General features: G+C 45.4%; 17 protein-coding genes. 5 read left to right on the top strand and 12 right to left on the bottom strand.

The genetic code is table 11. From position 1 onward, the window contains the following. Window positions 1–2: 2 nt before the first annotated feature. The 6 genes from mshL to CSH93_RS12080 all read right to left on the bottom strand — a co-directional run bounded on the left by mshL (window position 3) and on the right by CSH93_RS12080 (window position 7215). On the bottom strand, window positions 3–1712 hold the full coding sequence (mshL, locus tag CSH93_RS12105; RefSeq protein WP_240615593.1) for a pilus (MSHA type) biogenesis protein MshL: 1710 nt from the start codon (window positions 1710–1712) through the stop codon (window positions 3–5). Then, on the bottom strand, window positions 1693–2052 hold the full coding sequence (locus CSH93_RS12100) for a hypothetical protein (RefSeq protein WP_100643532.1): 360 nt from the start codon (window positions 2050–2052) through the stop codon (window positions 1693–1695). Before CSH93_RS12100 ends, mshL begins: the two co-directional genes overlap by 20 nt. A 1-nt stretch (window position 2053) precedes the next feature. Beyond that, window positions 2054–2698, bottom strand: coding sequence for a type II secretion system protein GspM (gspM, locus tag CSH93_RS12095; protein ID WP_100643531.1), 645 nt, complete (start codon window positions 2696–2698; stop codon window positions 2054–2056). Continuing rightward, window positions 2698–3315 carry a PilN domain-containing protein gene (locus CSH93_RS12090; protein ID WP_100643530.1) on the bottom strand — a complete coding sequence of 206 codons (618 nt, stop codon included), beginning with the start codon at window positions 3313–3315 and terminating at the stop codon, window positions 2698–2700. The genes gspM and CSH93_RS12090 overlap by 1 nt, the downstream gene beginning before the upstream one ends. Next, on the bottom strand, window positions 3312–4256 hold the full coding sequence (locus CSH93_RS12085; RefSeq protein ID WP_100643529.1) for a biogenesis protein MshI: 945 nt from the start codon (window positions 4254–4256) through the stop codon (window positions 3312–3314). Before CSH93_RS12085 ends, CSH93_RS12090 begins: the two co-directional genes overlap by 4 nt. A gap of 73 nt (window positions 4257–4329) precedes the next feature. Beyond that, window positions 4330–7215, bottom strand: a complete 2886-nt coding sequence (locus tag CSH93_RS12080) for a M16 family metallopeptidase (RefSeq protein WP_240615592.1) — start codon at window positions 7213–7215, stop codon at window positions 4330–4332. Window positions 7216–7548: 333 nt separating this feature from the next. On the opposite strand from CSH93_RS12080, the gene CSH93_RS12075 reads away from it, so the two are divergent. Next, entirely contained in the window at window positions 7549–8259 is a 711-nt protein-coding gene (locus CSH93_RS12075; protein ID WP_100643528.1) for a hypothetical protein, read from the top strand. A gap of 77 nt (window positions 8260–8336) precedes the next feature. On the opposite strand, the gene ssb is transcribed toward CSH93_RS12075, so the two are convergent. After that, window positions 8337–8873: a single-stranded DNA-binding protein gene (gene ssb, locus CSH93_RS12070; protein WP_100643527.1), complete on the bottom strand. Its 537-nt coding sequence runs from the start codon at window positions 8871–8873 to the stop codon at window positions 8337–8339. A gap of 12 nt (window positions 8874–8885) precedes the next feature. Next, window positions 8886–10187: an MFS transporter gene (locus tag CSH93_RS12065; protein ID WP_240615591.1), complete on the bottom strand. Its 1302-nt coding sequence runs from the start codon at window positions 10185–10187 to the stop codon at window positions 8886–8888. Between the two features lie 186 nt (window positions 10188–10373). On the opposite strand from CSH93_RS12065, the gene uvrA reads away from it, so the two are divergent. The 3 genes from uvrA to CSH93_RS12050 are packed head-to-tail and all read left to right on the top strand — an operon-like array spanning window position 10374 to window position 14353. Beyond that, window positions 10374–13208 (top strand): excinuclease ABC subunit UvrA, encoded by a 2835-nt coding sequence (gene uvrA / locus CSH93_RS12060; RefSeq protein ID WP_100643525.1) that lies wholly within the window; start codon window positions 10374–10376, stop codon window positions 13206–13208. Between the two features lie 22 nt (window positions 13209–13230). Further along, on the top strand, window positions 13231–13638 hold the full coding sequence (locus CSH93_RS12055; RefSeq protein WP_100643524.1) for an acyl-CoA thioesterase: 408 nt from the start codon (window positions 13231–13233) through the stop codon (window positions 13636–13638). Then, a complete protein-coding gene (locus tag CSH93_RS12050; protein WP_100643523.1) occupies window positions 13628–14353 on the top strand; it encodes a 2OG-Fe(II) oxygenase in 726 nt (241 codons plus the stop codon). Before CSH93_RS12055 ends, CSH93_RS12050 begins: the two co-directional genes overlap by 11 nt. Before the next feature lie 53 nt (window positions 14354–14406). Here CSH93_RS12050 and CSH93_RS12045 read toward each other — a convergent pair whose 3' ends face one another. The 4 genes from CSH93_RS12045 to CSH93_RS12030 form a co-directional block, all read right to left on the bottom strand. Beyond that, complete coding sequence (locus CSH93_RS12045) at window positions 14407–16026, bottom strand: methyl-accepting chemotaxis protein (protein ID WP_100643522.1); 1620 nt, start codon at window positions 16024–16026, stop codon at window positions 14407–14409. Window positions 16027–16091: 65 nt separating this feature from the next. Next, the gene (locus tag CSH93_RS12040) at window positions 16092–16565 is read right to left on the bottom strand and encodes a DUF3299 domain-containing protein (protein WP_100643521.1); all 474 of its coding nucleotides are present in this window, start codon (window positions 16563–16565) and stop codon (window positions 16092–16094) included. A gap of 121 nt (window positions 16566–16686) precedes the next feature. Beyond that, on the bottom strand, window positions 16687–17220 hold the full coding sequence (ppa, locus tag CSH93_RS12035) for an inorganic diphosphatase (protein ID WP_100643520.1): 534 nt from the start codon (window positions 17218–17220) through the stop codon (window positions 16687–16689). A 150-nt stretch (window positions 17221–17370) separates the two neighbouring features. Further along, window positions 17371–18342: a class 1 fructose-bisphosphatase gene (locus tag CSH93_RS12030; RefSeq protein WP_100643519.1), complete on the bottom strand. Its 972-nt coding sequence runs from the start codon at window positions 18340–18342 to the stop codon at window positions 17371–17373. A gap of 218 nt (window positions 18343–18560) precedes the next feature. Between CSH93_RS12030 and mpl the strand changes: the two genes are divergently transcribed. Next, window positions 18561–19994, top strand: coding sequence for a UDP-N-acetylmuramate:L-alanyl-gamma-D-glutamyl-meso-diaminopimelate ligase (gene mpl / locus CSH93_RS12025; protein WP_100643518.1), 1434 nt, complete (start codon window positions 18561–18563; stop codon window positions 19992–19994). Window positions 19995–20001 lie beyond the last annotated feature (7 nt).

Below are 20001 nucleotides of genomic sequence, written 5' to 3'. Positions count from 1 at the left end.
GCCTAATCCACATACAACCAATCAGCCATTTGTTCCTGGCTCATCTGCAATTGTTCAGACCATGTCCCTGCGCCAACAACAGTAGGCTTGAGCAATATAATAAGCTCGCTCTTCACTTCTTTGTCTTGACGATTTTTGAACAAATTACCTAGCAGCGGGATATCGCCCAACAGCGGGGTTTTAGAATTCACCTCAGTGATACTGGATTGCATTAAACCGCCGATCACGACAATCTCACCAGAATTCGCACGGATTATGGTATCGGACTCACGAATAGTACTTTGCGCCAGCGGCAACACTATTTGCTCTTGATTCAAAGTGACCACTTTTTCCTGTTCTTGCGTTTCTATCACTGAAGGATGGATATGCAATAACACACTGCCCTTATCATCGATTTGCGGTGTTACATCCAATGCAATACCGGAAAAGAAAGGTGTTAGTTCGATATCAGGCACCACCGAGGTAGTGGTTGATGTAATAGTGTTTTGACTGGATACATCAGTCACAAAATATTCGTCATCGCCGACCTTAATAACCGCTTTCTGATTGTTGGTCGCCGTCACTCGAGGACTCGACAGAACCTGAACATTACCCTGCGTCGAGAGTAAGTTAAGAACGCCAGAAAAATCCTGATTGAGGAAAGACAAACTGGTGATACCACCCAAGGCGGCAGAGACTTCATTGCCGATAGCGCCTGCACTGGTGGAAAACTGGAAATCAGTGCTGCCGGCGTGTGCTAAAACCTGATTCCAATTGATCCCCTGTTGATATTCATCATTGAGCGATACTTCAAGGATCCGGGCTTCAAGCACAACTTGACGCTGTAAGTTGGTTTCAGACACATGTAAGTACTCACGTACTGCCTTAAGTTCATCAGGCATAGCCCTTACTGTTACCAAACCGGCTTGAGGAGTAACAAATACTGTACGTCCTTGTTCGTTGCCAATCATCGCTTGCAGACTATCGCGGAGATCTTTCCAGAAGTTGGTTTCAGTACGCGTACTGATAACAGTACCGTTGGTATTATTGTTCAGGCCGCCGCCTAAATTATTACTGTTCTGTGAGTTACCGCTGAAATTATTAAAGTTGCTATTGCTATTATTATTGTTGTTTCCCTGCGCCTGAGAAACACCACCAGAAATTATACTGGTTTGCGTAGCACCATCTCGTTGCATCAACAAGTAATTGATACTAAAAGTCTCTGTGCGCATGCCGGAAGGACGCACGCGATATATTGTGCCTTGGCGCTGAATATCAAAGCCGTACAGCTCACCGACCAAATCAAATACCTGATCCAATGTCACTTGTTTAAGGGTCATTGAAATACTGCCACTGACCTCAGGGTGAATTGCGACACTGTAAGGTGTGTCTGTCACAAGACCAGCGAAAAATGCGGTTGCGTCTACAGCTTGTGCATTGATGTCATACTTTTCACTGCCAAAAAGACCGGACTGCTCGCTACTTGGCGGTGCCTGAAGCGCCGCAGACACTGCGGGCGGTAGTGCCTCTAACTGAGTTTGCCGTTGTTGTTGCGCCTGACGTTCCGTTTCGACTTGTTGCTGTAACTGTTGTTGCAAAGAGGTCTCAACGTGACTTTTGGGTGAACTCTGACAACCAAGCAACACACTGCTAACAATTAACAGTATTGGCCATTTGCTCACTAAGGACGCTCGAATATCTTTCTGCATGGTTTTAAAATGTCTCTGTTGCATTTTTCTTAATGTCACCCGCCGAGGAAACTCTTAACCGGCGCTCTTGAGTAATACCGTTTATGACTAAATCAACCACAACACTATCAACGTCTATATGCTTCACGGTTACACCGGAACGCACATCGCCAGCACGCATGATGTGGTCATTAATTATCGCAATTCTCCCCTGCTGAGTATTAACAATAGCAGACAAACGCACCCCATCTTCGGACAGGTTTTCCGGTAACGTAAGCGATTCCTCGCTTACTCCCAACGGTTTAGTAGGGTCCACAAGCTGATCGGCGCTACTCATTGCACTAAGCGCCAACATCCCAATCAAACTTAAGAGCCTCATACTCATATTACTGAACCCCAATAAACGCGCGGCTAGTACTTAACGTGAATAGTTCCAATGTCACGCTCGCATTGGGATAGTCACCCACTTGATAATCCAGTGAGTGCCAATACACCTGCCAAGGCATCGCTTCTGCGCCTTCTAAATATTCAAGTACATCGACATACTGCCCTTCAAATTGGAAGCGAACACCATGTTGATATAAAGGCAAGTCAGCATTTTCACTGTCACCTTCAAACACACTGATCGGTGGAATCGACGATAACTCAACCAATTTGAGTTTATCGGCAAACGCTAGCATTTGCTCAATAACCATTGGCATTTGCTGAGGTTGCACCAATTCACGCATTTGCGATGCAAAAGCACTATCCATTTGCGCTATTCGCGCATGCAAATTATCAATCCGAGTTTGCAGCTTCTCATTCGGATCATCTGCTAACGCCTCTTGTAGCAACGCTATTTGTTGCTGAGCACTGCTTAATTCTATTTGTGTTGTCTTTATCTGGCTCTCAACCTGCTGATTTTTAATGTATTGCGGTTCAACAATAAAAGTAAATCCAGCAAATACAATCAGCACAATACCTGTAATCAACACTAAATACTTTTCACGTAATGATAAAGCCTGATAGCGCGCGTCTAACTGTTCAAACATTAACGCTGCCCTCCAGGAGATGTCGCTTGCTCCGTTCCATCTCGAGTTGCTGACAGACTGAACAACAACCCCTGCTCTTCACGGTATACGCGAGCTTGATCAAACTCCTTGCCGGCAAAATACTGGGTCTGACCTAAGCTATTGATCCATTGAGGCAATGCCGTTGGAGTTAACGCTTGCCCATCAAATACCATTGAATGGCCTGACACCTTGATACGCGTTAGCCATAACTCTTGATGATGTTGTTGAGCCAACTCGCGCAGCAAGTTAGAGAATGTTGCAGATTTCATCAACTCACGCTCAGAAAGCGCTTGGCGTAGACGCTCTTTGGCCTGCAAAGAAGCCTGTAAACCGGCAAATACTGCGAGTAATTGGGGATCTTCTTTACGCTGTTGTAATACGTTCGTCAGCTCTCTTGCGAGGTTATTATTTTGTTCAACTTCAACTGACATCTGTGCCAGCTGTTGCGCATTTTTACTCCCCGAGAACATAAGCCCAACACGAGCAGTAATAACAACGATGAACAACACCGCAAATACGGTTATCAAGGTGCCTAAGCTGAGTAGATCGAGGGTGGGCCGAAATTCATTGAGATACAGGTTTACGCGCGTCTTCATGCTGCCTGCCCCTCTGAGTGCTCACCGCGGATCAAAGGCAGCGCTCCGCCAATGCATTGATAGGTAACCCCCGTGGAAATGCTATCTGCAATGGTCACTGGCAACTCAAATGGAGCCGCATCTACGCGCATAATATCGGCTATCTGTTCACCAATCGCGTGGCTGTTTGCCGCTTCAATGTTAAATAACACCTTACGCACTGGCGCTTGGCGTAATTGACTCTCGAAATAGTCCATTGAGCGTTGGATCTGCACGGTTAGCGAATCCATAACCCCCATTTGCAATTCATCAACCGAAAAGCTACCCAAATTCTCAAAGCCTTTGAGTGTGCGAGAGAAATACAATTGGCCTCGTTTGATGATATACAGTTGGATCTCTTCTCCCGCTTTTTGCAGCAACGTTAAAACCGGTTCATCAGAGAAAGGTAAGACATCACAAATTGAAAGTTCTTCGACAGAAACGCGCTCCAGGGTCAACCCAGCATTAACGGTTGCCTTAATGACAGCCTCTAAGTGTTGATGTTCAATGACGGCAACATTAACTTGATCGACGCCTGAAGATTTAGTCGGCGGATCAAAATAATCAAACACCGGATTTTCAACATTACCCTTAGTCAATTCCTTGACCGACCACGTCAACGCTTGTCGCAGTTCAGCATCTGGAACAGTGGGCTTTTCGACTTGAAGAATTTCATATAAATGCGAAGACAAAGACACGCTGCAACGAGCTGCACCTATACCGTTATCCGCCGCCCATTGACTAAGAGCCTGCTGCCATTTGCCGATGGGCGTTTCGTGATAAAGCTTCACAGCAATGCCGTCTTTGGTTTGCTTCAAAGCACAGAAAGAGGCGGTATCTTCAGACAAGGATATACCCACTGCATCATATTGCGATTTCCGCTGCAGTTTAGACCGTATATATTGTCGCCAACCTATTCGCATTATTGTGATTATTCTTGCGGTAGTTGAATCAATTACACCAAAGTTAAGTTAAAAGTGCTAGTTTTATTGCGCACTACTCCTCAGGCTGCTCTGGGGCTGTCTGATTCAGCAAAATCGGTGCGCTTTGCGTAAACTCCTGCAAGCGTGGCAACTGGGTTTTCGCATCGCCCACAACTAACCAAATCATCTGTTTAGGATCAACATACTGTTTAGCCAATTGTTGCACCTGGTCAATGGTCGCTTGTTCAACCAACTCTTGGCGCTGCTGCGCATAATTGACCGGGTAACCATAGGTGCTGATATTGTTGAGCATCGACAGCTTGGCGCGGGCTGTTTCAAACGCACGGGAATTACTGCGGATCAAATAGCTTTGCGTCGTTGTCAAATCTTCTGCGCTAAATGTTGTGCCATAATCGCTTAAGATATCTCGAATAAGCGTCATTGCTTCCAGCGTAATATTAGTACGTACGCTACTTTGAATAGTGAAGTCGCCACCAAACTGTGTTCCGTCAAAGGAAGAGAAAATACCATAGGTATACCCTTTGCCTTCACGTAACTGCTGGGTTAGACGTGATGCAAAACTACCGCCTCCCAGTTTGTAATTCATAATAGTGGCCGCGTAAAAATCCTTATCGGTTGCTTTTAATGCGGGGCGACCAATGTACAAGACAGACTGTTTTGCATCTGGCACATCATAAAAATAAACGCTTGCTGACGATGGCGGCTCTGGCATATCGAAACTAGGCAACAACACCTGTTTAGGCTTCCAAGTAGAAAGTAGTGCTGTCGTCATATCTACTACACGCGCTTCTGGTACATCACCTACCACCATCAATGTAGAGGCTGATGGCGAATAGTTTTTCGCGTAGTAAGCTTTTAGGTCATCGAGTGTAATGCTTTCGACTGATTGGATACTGCCTTGCGCATTTTCACCTCTTGCATCTTCAGGGTACAGCAAAGCATTGTAGTGATTCATGCCGATCGCATTGGGATTCGCTTGCTGTTGCATTAAGTTATCGATGGTTCGTTGCTTCAGCAAAGCATATTCATTTTCATCCCAGCGCGGATGTAACAACATGTCACTAACAAGTGCCATGGTTTCATCAAAATTGCGCGCCAGTGAACTAATATTGATCACCGTTTCGCCACTGTTTACGCTGGCTGTAACAGATGAACCAAGTTGATCAACTTGCGCCTCAAATTCGGCAGCAGTTAGCGTTTCTGTACCCAGCGTTAACATGCCTGCAAGTAGGTTCGCCACTCCAGGCTTATCGTTAGGATCAAGCAACTTGCCACCGCTAATAGTCAAACGAGCATCAACAAGCGGCACCTCTTCACTTTCAATCCCTAACATTTTTAGTTCGCTAGGTAAGGTATGCTGCCAAACTGCAGGTGTTGTTATGCTATAGCTGGCACCATATTCAGGCTCTTGAGACCGATCAAACGTCGATGGCGTGGGTTCGTATTCAGCTTCAATACTGGCATCAAATGCCTCTTCAGCTCCGGCGATAATTTGTTCTTCTTCCACATTTGCTCGCTGAGAGCCCGATAAAGCAAGCTCAGCTTGGCCTTTTGGTACAAAACTGGTCGCTACGACAGGCTTATCTTTAATGTAGGTGTTATATACACGCATGATATCTTGAGTGGTGACGCCTAGAATCTGCTCAATCGCCTTCTCCGCATATCCCGGATCACCGGCTAGAATGTTGTAACGGGCTAAGTTAATACTCTTACCCAAAACACTGCTTAGCTGTTGATAAAAACGCGTTTCCTGGCCAGCTTTTATGCGTGCTAAATCCGTTTCAGAAATCCCGTCTTGCTCAAATTGTACAAAGGCTTTGTCTATTGCAGCTTGAACCGTATCCAGTGCCGTCCCTTCATAGGCGCGCACGGTTAAGTACATTTGCCCTGCAAGTTCAGAGGTTCGCTGCATCATTCGTACATTTGAAGTGAGCTGCTGGTTTTCAACTAACTCTTTATAAAACGGCGCTTGCTTGCCGCTGGATAAGTATGTCGCCAACATTGAAAGCGCATATTCATCTGGGTGATACGCTTCTACTGTCGGCCAAACCGTCGTCAGAACGGGCAAATTGGCGAAATTATCTTCGTGATATGCACGTTTGGACTCGGCGAGTGCAACCGGCATTTTGTCGCGCGGCGCGATTTCTTGCCCGCGAGGGATCTCATCAAAGTACTTGTGAACCCATGCTTTTGCTTGTTCAAAATCAAAATCCCCAGCCACAACCAAGGTTGCGTTGTTGGGGACATACCACGTATTAAAAAACTCTTTTACATCTGCCAAGGTGGCTGATTGCAAGTCTTCCAAAGAACCAATCACTTGCCAACTGTAGGGGTGATCATCTGGGTACAACAACTGATCAATGACATAAGACGTATGGCCATAAGGTTGGTTATCCACACGCAGACGCTTTTCGTTTTTAACGACTTGCTTCTCTTTTGCGAGAACGGGTTCTGTCACAGTATTGATAAACCATCCTAGTTTATCCGCCTCTGCCCAGATCATTTTTTCTAGCGCATCTTTAGGTACTGTTTGGAAATAGTTTGTCCAATCACGGCTAGTGGAGCCGTTTGCGCCCGAGCCACCAATGCGAGCGCTCATTTGGTCAAGTCCACCTTTACCTAAATTTTCCGATTCCAAAAATAACAAGTGCTCAAATAAATGGGCGAATCCTGTGCGTTGTGCCTTTTCTCGGGAGCTACCAACATGAGCTGTAAGTGATACGGCAACAACAGGGTCCGATGTATCACGGTGAAAAATGACTTCCAGTCCATTCTCCAATACGAATTTTTCGTACGGCACGTTAAACACTGGCGCAGTGCCACTGTCTGTCACAGCTTCTGCCGCAGCGTCACTCTGCTCTTGCTGCACTTTACTGCATGCTTGCAACCCTATAACAGCGGAAAAAAAGAGAAAAATATAAGAATGGGAACGTTTCACTGGATAATCCCTTATCGATTCTGAGAGTAAACACCAAAAGATACGCCTAAACACTGATTTGTAAAGACTTGGGCGAGAATTTAAGGGTATCTTGGGCTAGGCTGTTCGAATGGATCCCTCAGCCCATTCAATAGCTGCACCGCGGATCAATGTGTCAATAGCTCCCTTGAATTTAATATAAGGCCTCAGACGCGAACAGAAATATGCATACCTGCCCACTTTTAGATGCCATAAAGTAGCTTATAAACGACAACAATGTCGACAATAATTGAATAAATGATCTATTTATTATCAATTAGGCTCATAACAGGTCTATATTGTCGACAATCTAACATGAAAGGAACTGGTTTGAATTTGTATAATACTTTTGGAACAATCAACACGCTTTTTATATTTGTGAGCCTGTACGGCGTTTTCTCGCAACTCAAAATGATCTGGCAGCGAAAAAAGGCCGACGCCAGTCCAGGCCATCCTACCTCTCTTTTATCACTCAATCAGTTTACGGTGAGCTTTTTAGCTTATTTATCATTTTTCATCTATGGATATTCAATAGATCCATTTAACCACTACATTGTATGGCCTAGGCTAATCGCCTCTATATTGGTTGCGTTAATATTGTTCGAAATTTGGCGAGACCGAAAATCTCCACACTCTTTATGTAGTTTTGGCTTTGCATGCTTATTCCTAGTCTTGGCCAACGTAGGATTATTTTTCGGCCAGACTATTGCTGATCAAGGAAAGTATATTTCTACAACTTTGATTGTTTTAGTGTCCATCCTTATTGCGCAGGGCTACTTTCATCAAATCAAACTGATAGTTAAATCGGGTCACACTGGTGCGGTAGATCTGAAAATGAGTCAATTCATTTTAATGATGGATATTTCAACGATTGCGTTTGCAATGAGCATGGGAATAAAAGAAGCATGGCCCCTGCTTATACTCGCAACGACGAGCGGTATAACTAAGATTATTATCATGTTCCTTTTCAAATGGGTGAAAACCAGCCCGGTAGCAGAAAAGCGTAGATATATGGAAATTAGCTAATCAATTGTACTTTCAAGCAAGGTCAAAAAAGCCGCAATTAATGCGGCTTTAATGTTTATTTTTAACAATTTAGAAATTTAGAACGGAATGTCATCGTCAAAATCGAAATCTGGCTCAGACATTGGCGGAGGCTGATTGCCTTGATTTTGATTTGACTGCTGCTGCGGTGGTCGTTGGTTGTTAGAGGGAGCTTGCTGATAGCCACCTTGCGACTGACCCTGACTTTGCGGACGTTGTTGGTAGCCACCTTGACCTTGGCCCTGACCAGCGCCTTCTCCTCGACCGCCCAACATTTGCATTTGGTCAGCGATAATTTCAGTGGTATAGCGGTCTTGACCTTGCTGGTCCTGCCATTTGCGGGTTTGCAACTTACCTTCTAAATAAATTTGCGAACCTTTCTTAAGATACTCACCGGCAACTTCAGCCAAGCGACGATACATAGTCACTCTGTGCCATTCCGTACGCTCTTGCATATTGCCCTGTTGGTCTTTCCAACTTTCACTGGTTGCCACGCTCAAGTTAGCAACTGCATTACCATTTGGCATGTAGCGTATTTCCGGGTCGTTACCCAAATTTCCCACCAAAATGACTTTGTTAACGCCTCGACTGGCCATAAAACCTTTCTCCTAATTCTTTTCGTTCGCGAGTGCTTGTTTGGCTTTTTGTTGATCAAACATCGGGTCGACTTTCAAATACACGACGCCTTCTGCAAGTGCCGGTTTGATTTCAATTACACCCTGCAAATGCGCTAATGCTTGCTTTACATCTTCAGCACTTGAGTATGAAGACTCTAGCGCTAGTGTAACCCGTTTTAAATGTGTGTGACCAAAAAATCTGAAAAATAAACCTAACCATATGACACATAGTGTGATTAACACAGCATATAAGGTTTGAGGGGCAAACCAACTGGACAGAGTACCGGAAAAAATACCGCCCAAGAACGCGCCCATAAACTGGAAGCTAGCATAAATGCCCATGGCGCTGCCGCGTGCGCCCGCTGGCGCAATCACTGATACAAGCGCTGGGAAACGTGCTTCCAAAAAGTTGAATCCAACAAAAAATATCAACGTAAACAGAGTCAGGCTTAGTGTCGATAGAGGAGCAAATCCAAATCCCCAGAACGCGATTAACAAGCACACGATCGGCAACTGAATCGCAACTGATGTTTTGATCCGCTTAGCAACTTGCATATAACCGCCAAGTAACACTAATGAAACGGCAAATACCGGCGCGTAGAACTGCCAATGTGATGGCAAAGAAAAGCCTATTGACGTTAATTTCACCGGAAGATTAACGAACAAAACCGTGATCATCATGTGTAACAACGCAACACTGATATTCAGCTTTAGTAAGTCTGGCTGACTGATCAAAGCACTCAGCTGTTGGCGTTTGGGTAGCACTTCCCCGGTAGGGTGCTGCTCTTTGACCGTGGGAACGGCAAACAACACTAAAAACACCGATACCATGGCAAAAATCGCAGTTAACCAAAATAATCCGGATAAACCTGCCACGGCACTGAACATTGGCCCCACAATAATGGCAATATAAAACGATAAACCAATCGAGACACCAATAATGGCCATAACCTTGGTGCGCTGTTCAACACGCGTGCTATCGGCGGCCAATGCCATAACAGCACCAGCAATTGCACCAGCGCCTTGCAGCACGCGACCTAACACTAACATCAACATATTGTCAGCAAGTGCTGCTATCACACTGCCCAGAGCGAAAAAACTCAAACCCAACACAATCACTTGCTTGCGGCCGATTTTATCGGACAGCATGCCCATAGGAATTTGTAATATGGCTTGTGTTAAACCATAACCACCGATGGCCAGGCCCAACATTAAAGGGGAAAAACCGTCCAGTTCTGTCGCAGCAACAGCCAACACTGGCATGACCATAAATAGTCCCAGCATTCGCGACATATAAACTGCGGCGAGGGAAAAAGCCGCTCTTAATTCTACAGCGTTCAAACTTCTATTCAGACTGACTCATAACGGCGCCGAAGTGTATCACAATAGATTGATCCTGATGTAAACGATTTCGTAAACAAGCGATATTTTCTTTCACCACTGTGGCATACTGGTGGTTTTCCTTTTGTAAGCGGCGATATGGATAAAATAGAAGTTCGCGGGGCTCGCACCCACAACCTGAAAAACATCAATTTAACCCTTCCTCGAGACAAATTAATTGTGATTACGGGGTTGTCAGGTTCAGGCAAATCTTCTCTAGCGTTCGATACATTGTACGCAGAAGGACAGCGCCGCTATGTCGAGTCGCTGTCAGCCTACGCACGCCAGTTTTTATCCATGATGGAAAAGCCGGATGTCGATCATATTGAAGGATTGTCACCTGCTATTTCGATTGAACAAAAATCGACGTCGCATAATCCGCGTTCGACTGTAGGGACCATCACCGAAATCTACGATTACCTGCGCCTACTATATGCTCGTGTAGGCGAACCACGCTGCCCTGATCACGACGTGCCGCTTAATGCACAAACGATCAGTCAAATGGTTGACCGTGTTTTGGCGATGCCTGAAGGCACCAAACTGATGTTGCTTGCACCCGTTGTTCAGGAACGAAAAGGTGAGCACATTAAGCTATTGGAAAGCTTAGCCGCGCAAGGCTATATTCGCGCCCGTATCGATGGTGACGTGTGTGATTTATCCGACCCGCCTCCATTGGATTTACATAAAAAACACACTATCGAAGTCGTAGTAGACCGATTCAAAGTCCGTGAAGACCTGCAATTGAGATTGGCGGAATCATTTGAAACTGCACTGCAATTGTCAGCCGGAAGTGCAAAAGTCGCTTATATGGACGAGCCGGATCAGGAAGAAATTGTATTTTCCGCTAATTTCGCATGTCCGCATTGTGGTTACAGCATTACCGAATTAGAGCCGCGCATCTTTTCATTCAATAATCCCGCTGGCGCTTGTCAAAGCTGTGATGGTTTGGGTACGCGTCAGTTTTTTGATCCTTCTCGTGTTGTCTCTAACCCAGAACTAAGTCTTTCTGGTGGCGCAATTAGAGGTTGGGATAAGCGCAGCTACTATTACTTCCAAATGCTACAAGCGGTCGCCGAACATTTCTCTTTTGATCTGTCAAAGCCATTTGAATCGCTGGCGGACAGCGCTAAAGACGTTGTCTTAAATGGCAGCAAAGGAAAGTCGCTGAAATTTAAATATATCAACGACCGCGGCGATGTGATGGAACGAAATCATCCCTTTGAAGGGATTATCCCGAATATGGAACGGCGTTACCGCGAAACGGAATCGAATGCCGTCAGAGAAGAGTTAGCGAAATATTTAAGCCACCAGCCCTGCTCAAGCTGCGGAGGCTCTCGCTTACGGCTCGAAGCTCGCAACGTCTTTATCGAGAACGTCAATTTGCCTGAAGTCGCCAACAAATCGATTGCGGAAGCGTTTGAATTTTTTGATTCACTGGCGCTAACAGGGCAACGCGCCAAAATAGCGGAAAAAATTCTGAAGGAAATTCAGGATCGCCTCGGCTTCCTCGTGAATGTTGGCTTGAACTATCTTTCCATGTCACGTAGCGCTGATACGTTATCTGGCGGGGAAGCCCAGCGCATTCGTTTAGCCAGTCAAATTGGTGCCGGCCTGGTCGGCGTAATGTACGTATTAGATGAGCCGTCTATCGGACTGCACCAGCGCGACAATGAACGGCTGCTTAAAACCCTCACTCATTTAAGAGATTTAGGCAATACCGTAATCGTTGTGGAGCACGATGAAGATGCTGTACGTGAAGCTGACCATATCGTCGATATTGGCCCCGGTGCAGGTGTGCATGGCGGCGAAATCATTGCGCAAGGAACGCTAAAAGATATTCTGAGTAATGAACGTTCACTTACCGGCGCCTATTTAAGTGGCCGTGAAGTGATCGCAATACCGGAGGTACGTGGCAAAGCAAAAGATAATCAGTTTATTCAGCTCACCGGCGCGCGCGGCAATAACCTGAAAAATGTTGATTTAGCCATTCCAGTCGGCGTTATGACTTGTATTACAGGCGTATCGGGGTCAGGAAAATCAACCCTGATTAACGATACGTTTTATCGTATAGCCCACCGTGAATTAAACGGTGCGACGACAGGTGAGCCAGCCCCATATGATGCTATCAGTGGCATGGAAAACCTCGACAAAGTGGTCGATATTGATCAAAGCCCGATTGGTCGCACGCCGCGCTCAAACCCAGCAACCTATGCAGGTATTTTCACGCCTATTCGCGAACTGTTTGCAGGAACTCAGGAATCGCGCTCGCGAGGTTACAAAGTCGGTCGTTTCAGCTTCAATGTTAAAGGTGGGCGCTGTGAAGCCTGTCAGGGCGATGGTGTGATAAAAGTAGAAATGCACTTCTTACCGGATGTTTACGTGCCATGTGACGTATGTAAAGGCCACCGTTACAACCGTGAAACACTGGAAATCCGCTACAAAGGTAAGAACATTCACGAAGTACTAGAGATGACCGTGGAAGACGCTCGAGAGTTCTTCGATGCCATTCCGGCCATATCACGCAAACTACAGACGTTGATGGATGTTGGCTTATCTTATATTCGACTCGGTCAAGCCGCGACCACATTGTCTGGTGGCGAGGCCCAGCGCGTTAAACTCGCGCGAGAACTGTCAAAACGAGATACTGGTAAAACACTGTATATATTGGACGAACCAACAACGGGTCTTCATTTCCATGATATTAGGCAGCTACTGACAGTCTTACATCGTCTGCGCGATCATGGCAATACCGTAGTGGTTATCGAGCACAATCTCGATGTGATTAAAACCGCAGATTGGATTGTTGATTTAGGCCCAGAAGGTGGAGCGGGTGGTGGCACTATTATCGCAGAAGGTACACCGGAAGCGATTTGTGAAGTTGCCCAAAGTCATACCGGTCGATTCCTGAAACCGATGTTAGAACAAAAACAATAATAAGCAGTAGGAACAACAACTCATGTTAAGTGAAAAATTTAACGTAAGATTCTATGAAACAGATGCTCTGCGCCATGTAAATAATACCGTCGTTGTGGGATGGTTTGAAACGGCTCGTGAACCTATCTTTCGCATGTTCACGCCGGAGCTTGATCTGGCTAATTGGCCATTGATTATTGCTGGGTATAAGGTCGATTTTCTTAAACAAATATTTTACGGTCAGCCCGTCGAAATCAGAACATGGATCGGCCGTATCGGTAAGAGCTCTTTTGATGTTTATCAAGAAGTGTGGCAGCGAGATGAGTGCGTTGCGTCAGGCACCACTACAATGGTGCATTTTGATTACAAAGCACAGTCTTCTTGCCCGATTGAAGGTGCGCTCAGACAGCAACTAGAAGCACATATCAAGGAGTCAACCGATGGCAAATGATCCTGCCGCTGCAACACCTACAGACTTTATCGAAGTCATCGACAACGCACTACCCGCGGACCTATGTTTAGAAATCATCCAAGCGTTTCAGGCAAGCCCGAACAAAACCGAAGGCAGAACCGGTGGCGGCGTCGATCCTGAACGGAAAAAAAGCACCGATGTGTCGTTTAGCCAGCATCCCGAATTTGCACACTTGTTCCAACGAGTACTGCAAATCACCGGCGAGCATCTGTTACGCTACATTGATAAATATCACTTTGCATTGATTGGTCCGATTGGCTTAACCGTAGCGCATCCGGAAACGAAACAACCAGTACGCCTCACTGACGAGAATTACGCTGAAATCGGGCGGCCCAATTTGCGCAACCTGCTGAATTACTTGTTCCGCATTGGTGAAGTCAACGCACAACATTACAAAGCACAAGAAGGCGGGTATCCGTATTGGCACTCTGAAGTCTATCCGCAAGCTGAGCACAACGAAGCGCTTCATCGTAATTTGCTGTTTATGTTTTATTTAAACGATGTGGATGAGGGTGGCACGACTGACTTTATCTACCAAAATAAATCAATAAAGCCACAAACCGGACGTATGGTCATTGCGCCTGCGTATTTCACGCACACACACAGAGGCTGCATGCCGATTTCCAACGATAAGTACATCCTAACATCGTGGATGCTATTTAATCGTGCTGAAAATATTTATACCCAAGGTTAAGATCAAAAAAGGCCGGTCAACTGACTGGCCTTTTGTTATCGAAATCGAGATAGTTAATATTTGAATTGCGCCATGATGCGAATAAATTCTTTAGATAGCTGAGCCAATTCGTGGCTCACTTCACCCAGTTGATTTGAACTGCGAGAAGTATCATGAGTGCGATTATTAATTTCATCCACGTTAGCGCTAATGCTGTCGGCAACGGATTGTTGTTCGCCCGTTGAATTGGCGATCAAATCATTCATTTGTGTGATCTTAGCAATCGTCTGATTGATCACAGCCAAACTTTCACCGGCTTTGTTAGCTTCTTCAACACTTACACTCGCCTGCTCAGTCCCCTTACCCATAACCGTTACAGCCGATCTTGCCGCGGTTTGAAGCTGCTCAATTGTAGCCTGAATTTCTTCTGTCGACTTTTGGGTTCTCGAGGCTAACGTACGTACCTCATCAGCCACCACCGCAAAGCCTCTTCCTTGTTCACCAGCTCGCGCAGCTTCAATCGCCGCGTTAAGCGCAAGTAAATTGGTTTGCTCGGCAATGCCCTTTATAACGTCCAACACCACACCCACTTGATTCGAATCAGATTCCAGTTTACGAATCACTTCAGCAGTTTCTTCCACGCTATTAGCAAGTGTTTGAATACTGGAAACCGTTGAATTAACCACGCGTTGTCCATCACTGGCAGCGCTTGATGCGTCAGAAGCGGCCTCTGCGGCTTCAGCAGCACTTGTCGCCACGGAGGTTACACTCATGGTCATATTATCTACTGCTGTTTTCGCATCCGAGGCTGATTTCTGCTGTGCCGCAATAGTGGTTTGTGTTTGATCGGATACGTGATTTAGGTTCTGCGCTAAATCAGCCAACGGCTTTGACGATTCGCTGATTTCTCTGACAACGTTTTGTAGTTTAGCGACAAATTGGTTAAACCAATGAACCAGATCACCAATTTCATCCTTGTTTGCGGTTTGAATACGTACCGTTAAGTCACCATCTTCTTGTGCGATATCTTTAAGTGACTTCACAACATCAACAATACTACTTCTCAACGAAGTGACTACTGGCAACGCTGTTGCAAATAATAGAAGCGTTGTACCAACGCCCATAAACAAACCGATTGTGATTAACGACTGAGCACTGTCATTACTCTCTTCAATCGCATTTTCAAATGCTTTTAAGCGAGCATCACTGAACTGTTTTAATTGATTTGTTGCACCATCAAACGCATCGTTCATTTGTTGTGATTGCTGAGCCAACTTTGAATAATCGGCAGTTCCATCAATCATCGACTGGCTAACGCCAAATGCGGTATCGTAATATTCATTAAACAACGCGAGGATCTGCGACGCCTCTGCCCGTAAGGTTGGATTTACTTTGCCAATATCACCCAATTTATCTTGCGTTATCCCAGCTAATTCAGCGGCCCGCTCGAGTGATTCCTCATCACCTGTTGTTACCGCTGCACTCAAGGTTTCTTTAACCTTCTCCATATTCACCAGGGCTTCTCGTGAATCGATTAATGCTGGAAACTGAACTACTTTAGCATCGTCGAGTAATTCAACATTGGTTGATGCCGTGTTGTAAGTAATGATCAAATAAACTACGAATAAAACCGAACCAATCAACGGGATCAGGTACAGCTTTTGTGCAATTGACATACGCGCAAGAAAATTCATAACCACCCTTAATTCAACGCCAAGAGAACAGGCAATCTCAGTATAGGCTAAATGCTGGTCAAATGTTAACCATCAAACGGTTCAACAGCTGCACCCGCCAATGTGTATCCAACAGAGGCGATATCTCCATGCCATCCATCAGTTGATAACGTGCCCGATACCCAAACGGCATCGTATAGATTATCTATCGGCACACCTTCACTAAATTTTACATAAACGATCTGATTCGAGGGTGGTGGTGGCACATGTATACATGCGCCAAAATAGGGTACAAGCAAGAACTCGGTGGTTATGTCCGCTGTGCCTTCTAACGGTACGATAAAACCGGGGAGCTTCACGGTCTGGCCGTTTAGCGCTTGGATCACTGGCGCATTTGGCATGGTTTGCGCCATACTACCATCGTGCGTAACAGGAACTTCAGGGATTTCAAAATCGGTTGGCGCTAAATCTTCCCAAAAGAGTTCTTTGTATTCGGTCGCCTGAACGCTCGCTAAGAACAAGCTCACACATAATAAAACGGATACTTTTAATAATCGCATTGCTACCTCTATACAAATCGCTGTCTATCTAAAGCTACCTTATCAATAGGCAGTTAATCTTATTCTTGATCAAAAAGAGCCCAATTAAAGGGCCCTTTTCTCATGTTTGCGTCAAACTATCTTATTTAGTTTGTTCAAAACGCTCTACGCTTGACGTAATTTCCAACTTAGCAGCTTCTGGACCTTCCCACCCCTCAATTTTGACCCATTTGTTTGGCTCAAGGTCTTTGTAGTGAGCAAAGAAATGTTCAATTTGCTTCAATAATAGTGGTTGAACATCATCGATGGTTTTTACATCACGATAAATAGTCGAAAGCTTATCTACAGGTACCGCTAATACTTTTGCGTCTTCACCAGACTCATCAGTCATTTTTAAAACGCCTACAGGGCGCACTGCGATAACTGAACCTGACAATAAAGGGAAGGGTGTAACAACCAATACATCTACCGGGTCACCATCATCAGACAATGTGTTTGGCACGTAACCATAGTTTGTTGGATAGTGCATGCACGTCGCCATGAAACGATCAACAAACAATGCACCAGAGTCTTTATCAACCTCATATTTAACCGGGTCAGCGTGGGCTGGAATTTCGATAATAACATTTACTTCATCTGGCAGATTTTTGCCCGCAGGGATGGCGTTCAAGCTCATTTGATTGTCCTTTACTTTCAAAGATTAAAAAATTTGCCCGATTATACGGATTTATCGGGTAATTGACATCCACTTAAGACCTTTGTCTAGGCTCCGCTATCTTGCGTCATGCACTGAGCAAGACAGCGGCCACAACAAGTTTACAACCTATTATTGCTGGTAATAACTCAAACAGGCTTCAATTTCTTTTTTAGAGCCTAGTAAGGTTGGAACTCGCTGATGGATTTCAGTTGGCATGACTTCCATGATTCGGCCTGCGCCCGTATCAGCGAGACCGCCGGCTTGTTCCATCAAAAATGCCATTGGATTGGCTTCATACAATAAGCGCAATTTGCCCGGCTTCGCTGGGTTTCGCTTATCAAACGGATAAGCAAAAATACCGCCGCGACATAAAACACGGTGGATATCACCCACCATCGCAGCCACCCAACGCATATTGTAATCTTTCTTGCGAGGACCTTCTGAGCCAGCAATAAGATCGGCAACATAGCGCTGAATAGGCTCTTCCCAATGACGTTGATTAGACGTATTGATGGCAAACTCTGCCGTTTCTTCTGGCACTCTTACATTTGCCTGAGTGACCAAGAAACCGCCATGGGTTTTATCTAACGTATATAAATGCGTTCCACGGCCTGTGGTCATTGCCAACATCGTGGAAGGTCCGTATAGCACATAACCTGCGGCCACCATCTGAGTGCCCGGCTGCAAAAACGCCGAAGGGTCGTCAGGCTCCATCCACTGGGGCGCATGCGTAATCGAAAAAATAGTACCGATTAAGCTGTTAATTTCGGTGTTTGAAGAACCATCTAGAGGGTCAAAACTTACGAGATATTTCCCTTCGGGATTGCATGGAACGACGTCATCTTCTTCTTCAGACGAAATGGCCTTCACATAACCTGATTCGCGCAGTGTATCTTTAAGTATTTGGTTAGAAATTACGTCCAACTTTTTCTGAGTTTCACCTTGTACGTTCTCACTCAACGTTGAACCCAATACACCTGCGAGTGCGCCTTGGCTAACACGGAATGATATTTCTTTACAGCCCGCGAGCAGCGTTCGAATTAAAAGTATGAGTTCTAACGGTGCACCGTCGTTTTGCAATTGCGAATTGAGTCGTTTCATTCTGACAATAGGCCTTTTGATTTTTGTAGGGGTTAACGTAGGAAACACTGTCCACAGTGACTTCCAGTTAAGCGGCAAATGTTTATTATTGTTTTTGTTTGCCAATGCCTAATAATTGTACCCTTGTTGAGGAAATTGTTAAAACTGTTATTCGTCACCCAAGGCATTTGGTACAGTGTGGCACAATTTAATTAGACAATGACACGACTTACAGCGATATGCATGTACATATATTAGGGATCTGCGGCAGTTTTATGGGCGGTATCGCCGCCATTGCAAAAGCGTTAGGACACGAAGTTACCGGCTCCGATCGCAATGTTTATCCCCCTATGTCTACTCAACTTTCGGATTTAGGCATTAAATTAACCGAGGGATATGACCCCAGCCAATTTGAACCGATGCCCGACATGGTCATCATCGGCAACGCAATGTCGCGTGGCAACCCCGCCGTTGAATATGTGCTCAACCGCAACTTGCCCTACACCAGCGGCCCACAATGGCTATTAGATAATTTACTTAAAGACCGTTGGGTGTTAGCCGTAGCTGGTACGCATGGCAAAACAACCACCAGTTCTATGCTTGCTTGGATATTGGATTATGCTGGATTAAATCCGGGCTTTTTAATTGGCGGCATTCCACAAAATTTCGGTATTTCAGCACGTGTTGGGGCAAGCCCATTTTTCGTCATTGAGGCTGATGAGTATGACAGTGCATTCTTTGATAAGCGCTCTAAGTTTGTCCACTATCGTCCAAGAACACTTATTCTTAATAACTTAGAGTTTGATCACGCCGACATTTTTGATGACTTAGCTGCCATCCAGCGCCAGTTTCACCATTTAGTGCGCAGTGTACCGGGCAATGGACTGATCATATCCCCCGATGATGAACCCAATATTACCGAAGTGTTAGCACAGGGCTGTTGGAGTGAACGTCAATCGCTCGGCGGGCTCGTTGAACACTCATCAACTACAAACGCGGACAATGATTGGTCGTTTAAGTTGGTTAACGATGATGGCAGTGCGTTTGAGGTCATTCATCAGCAACAATCACAAGGTACGGTTAATTGGTCATTGATTGGCATGCACAATGTCTATAATGGTGTCATGGCTATCGCTGCCGCTCATCATGCCGGTGTGCAAATCAAAGATGCCATCGAAGGTTTGAACAGCTTCCAGAATGTTAAACGTCGCATGGAAGTTAAAGGGCAAGTAGGACATACACTCGTATACGATGACTTTGCACATCATCCAACAGCAATTAAGACCACACTGGAAGGGCTTCGCAGACGCGTGGGCAATGAACGCATATTAGCAGTACTAGAGCCTCGTTCGAACACTATGAAAATGGGCGTGCATAAAGATTTATTAGCCGACTCTTGGGGAATGGCTGATGAGATTTTCATCTATATTCCAGACTCTGTGACCTGGTCCATTGATGAGGTCGTCAGTGCAAGTCAATGCCCTGTTCATGTATTTTCCAGTGTGGATGAACTGGTTGATGCATTGATCCGTAGTGAACAAGCAATTACGAATGGGGTTCAAGGCACTCCCGAGGCGCTTAACGTACCCAATCAACACATTTTAGTGATGAGTAATGGTGGTTTTGAAGGGATCCACGGTAAAATTCTCACTCAGTTAGGTAAAACACAGTGAATAATTT

Source organism: Neoalteromonas facilis (assembly GCF_002807665.1).
Classification (GTDB): domain Bacteria; phylum Pseudomonadota; class Gammaproteobacteria; order Enterobacterales; family Alteromonadaceae; genus Alteromonas_E; species Alteromonas_E facilis.
This window is presented reverse-complemented; position numbering and strand designations above follow the sequence as displayed.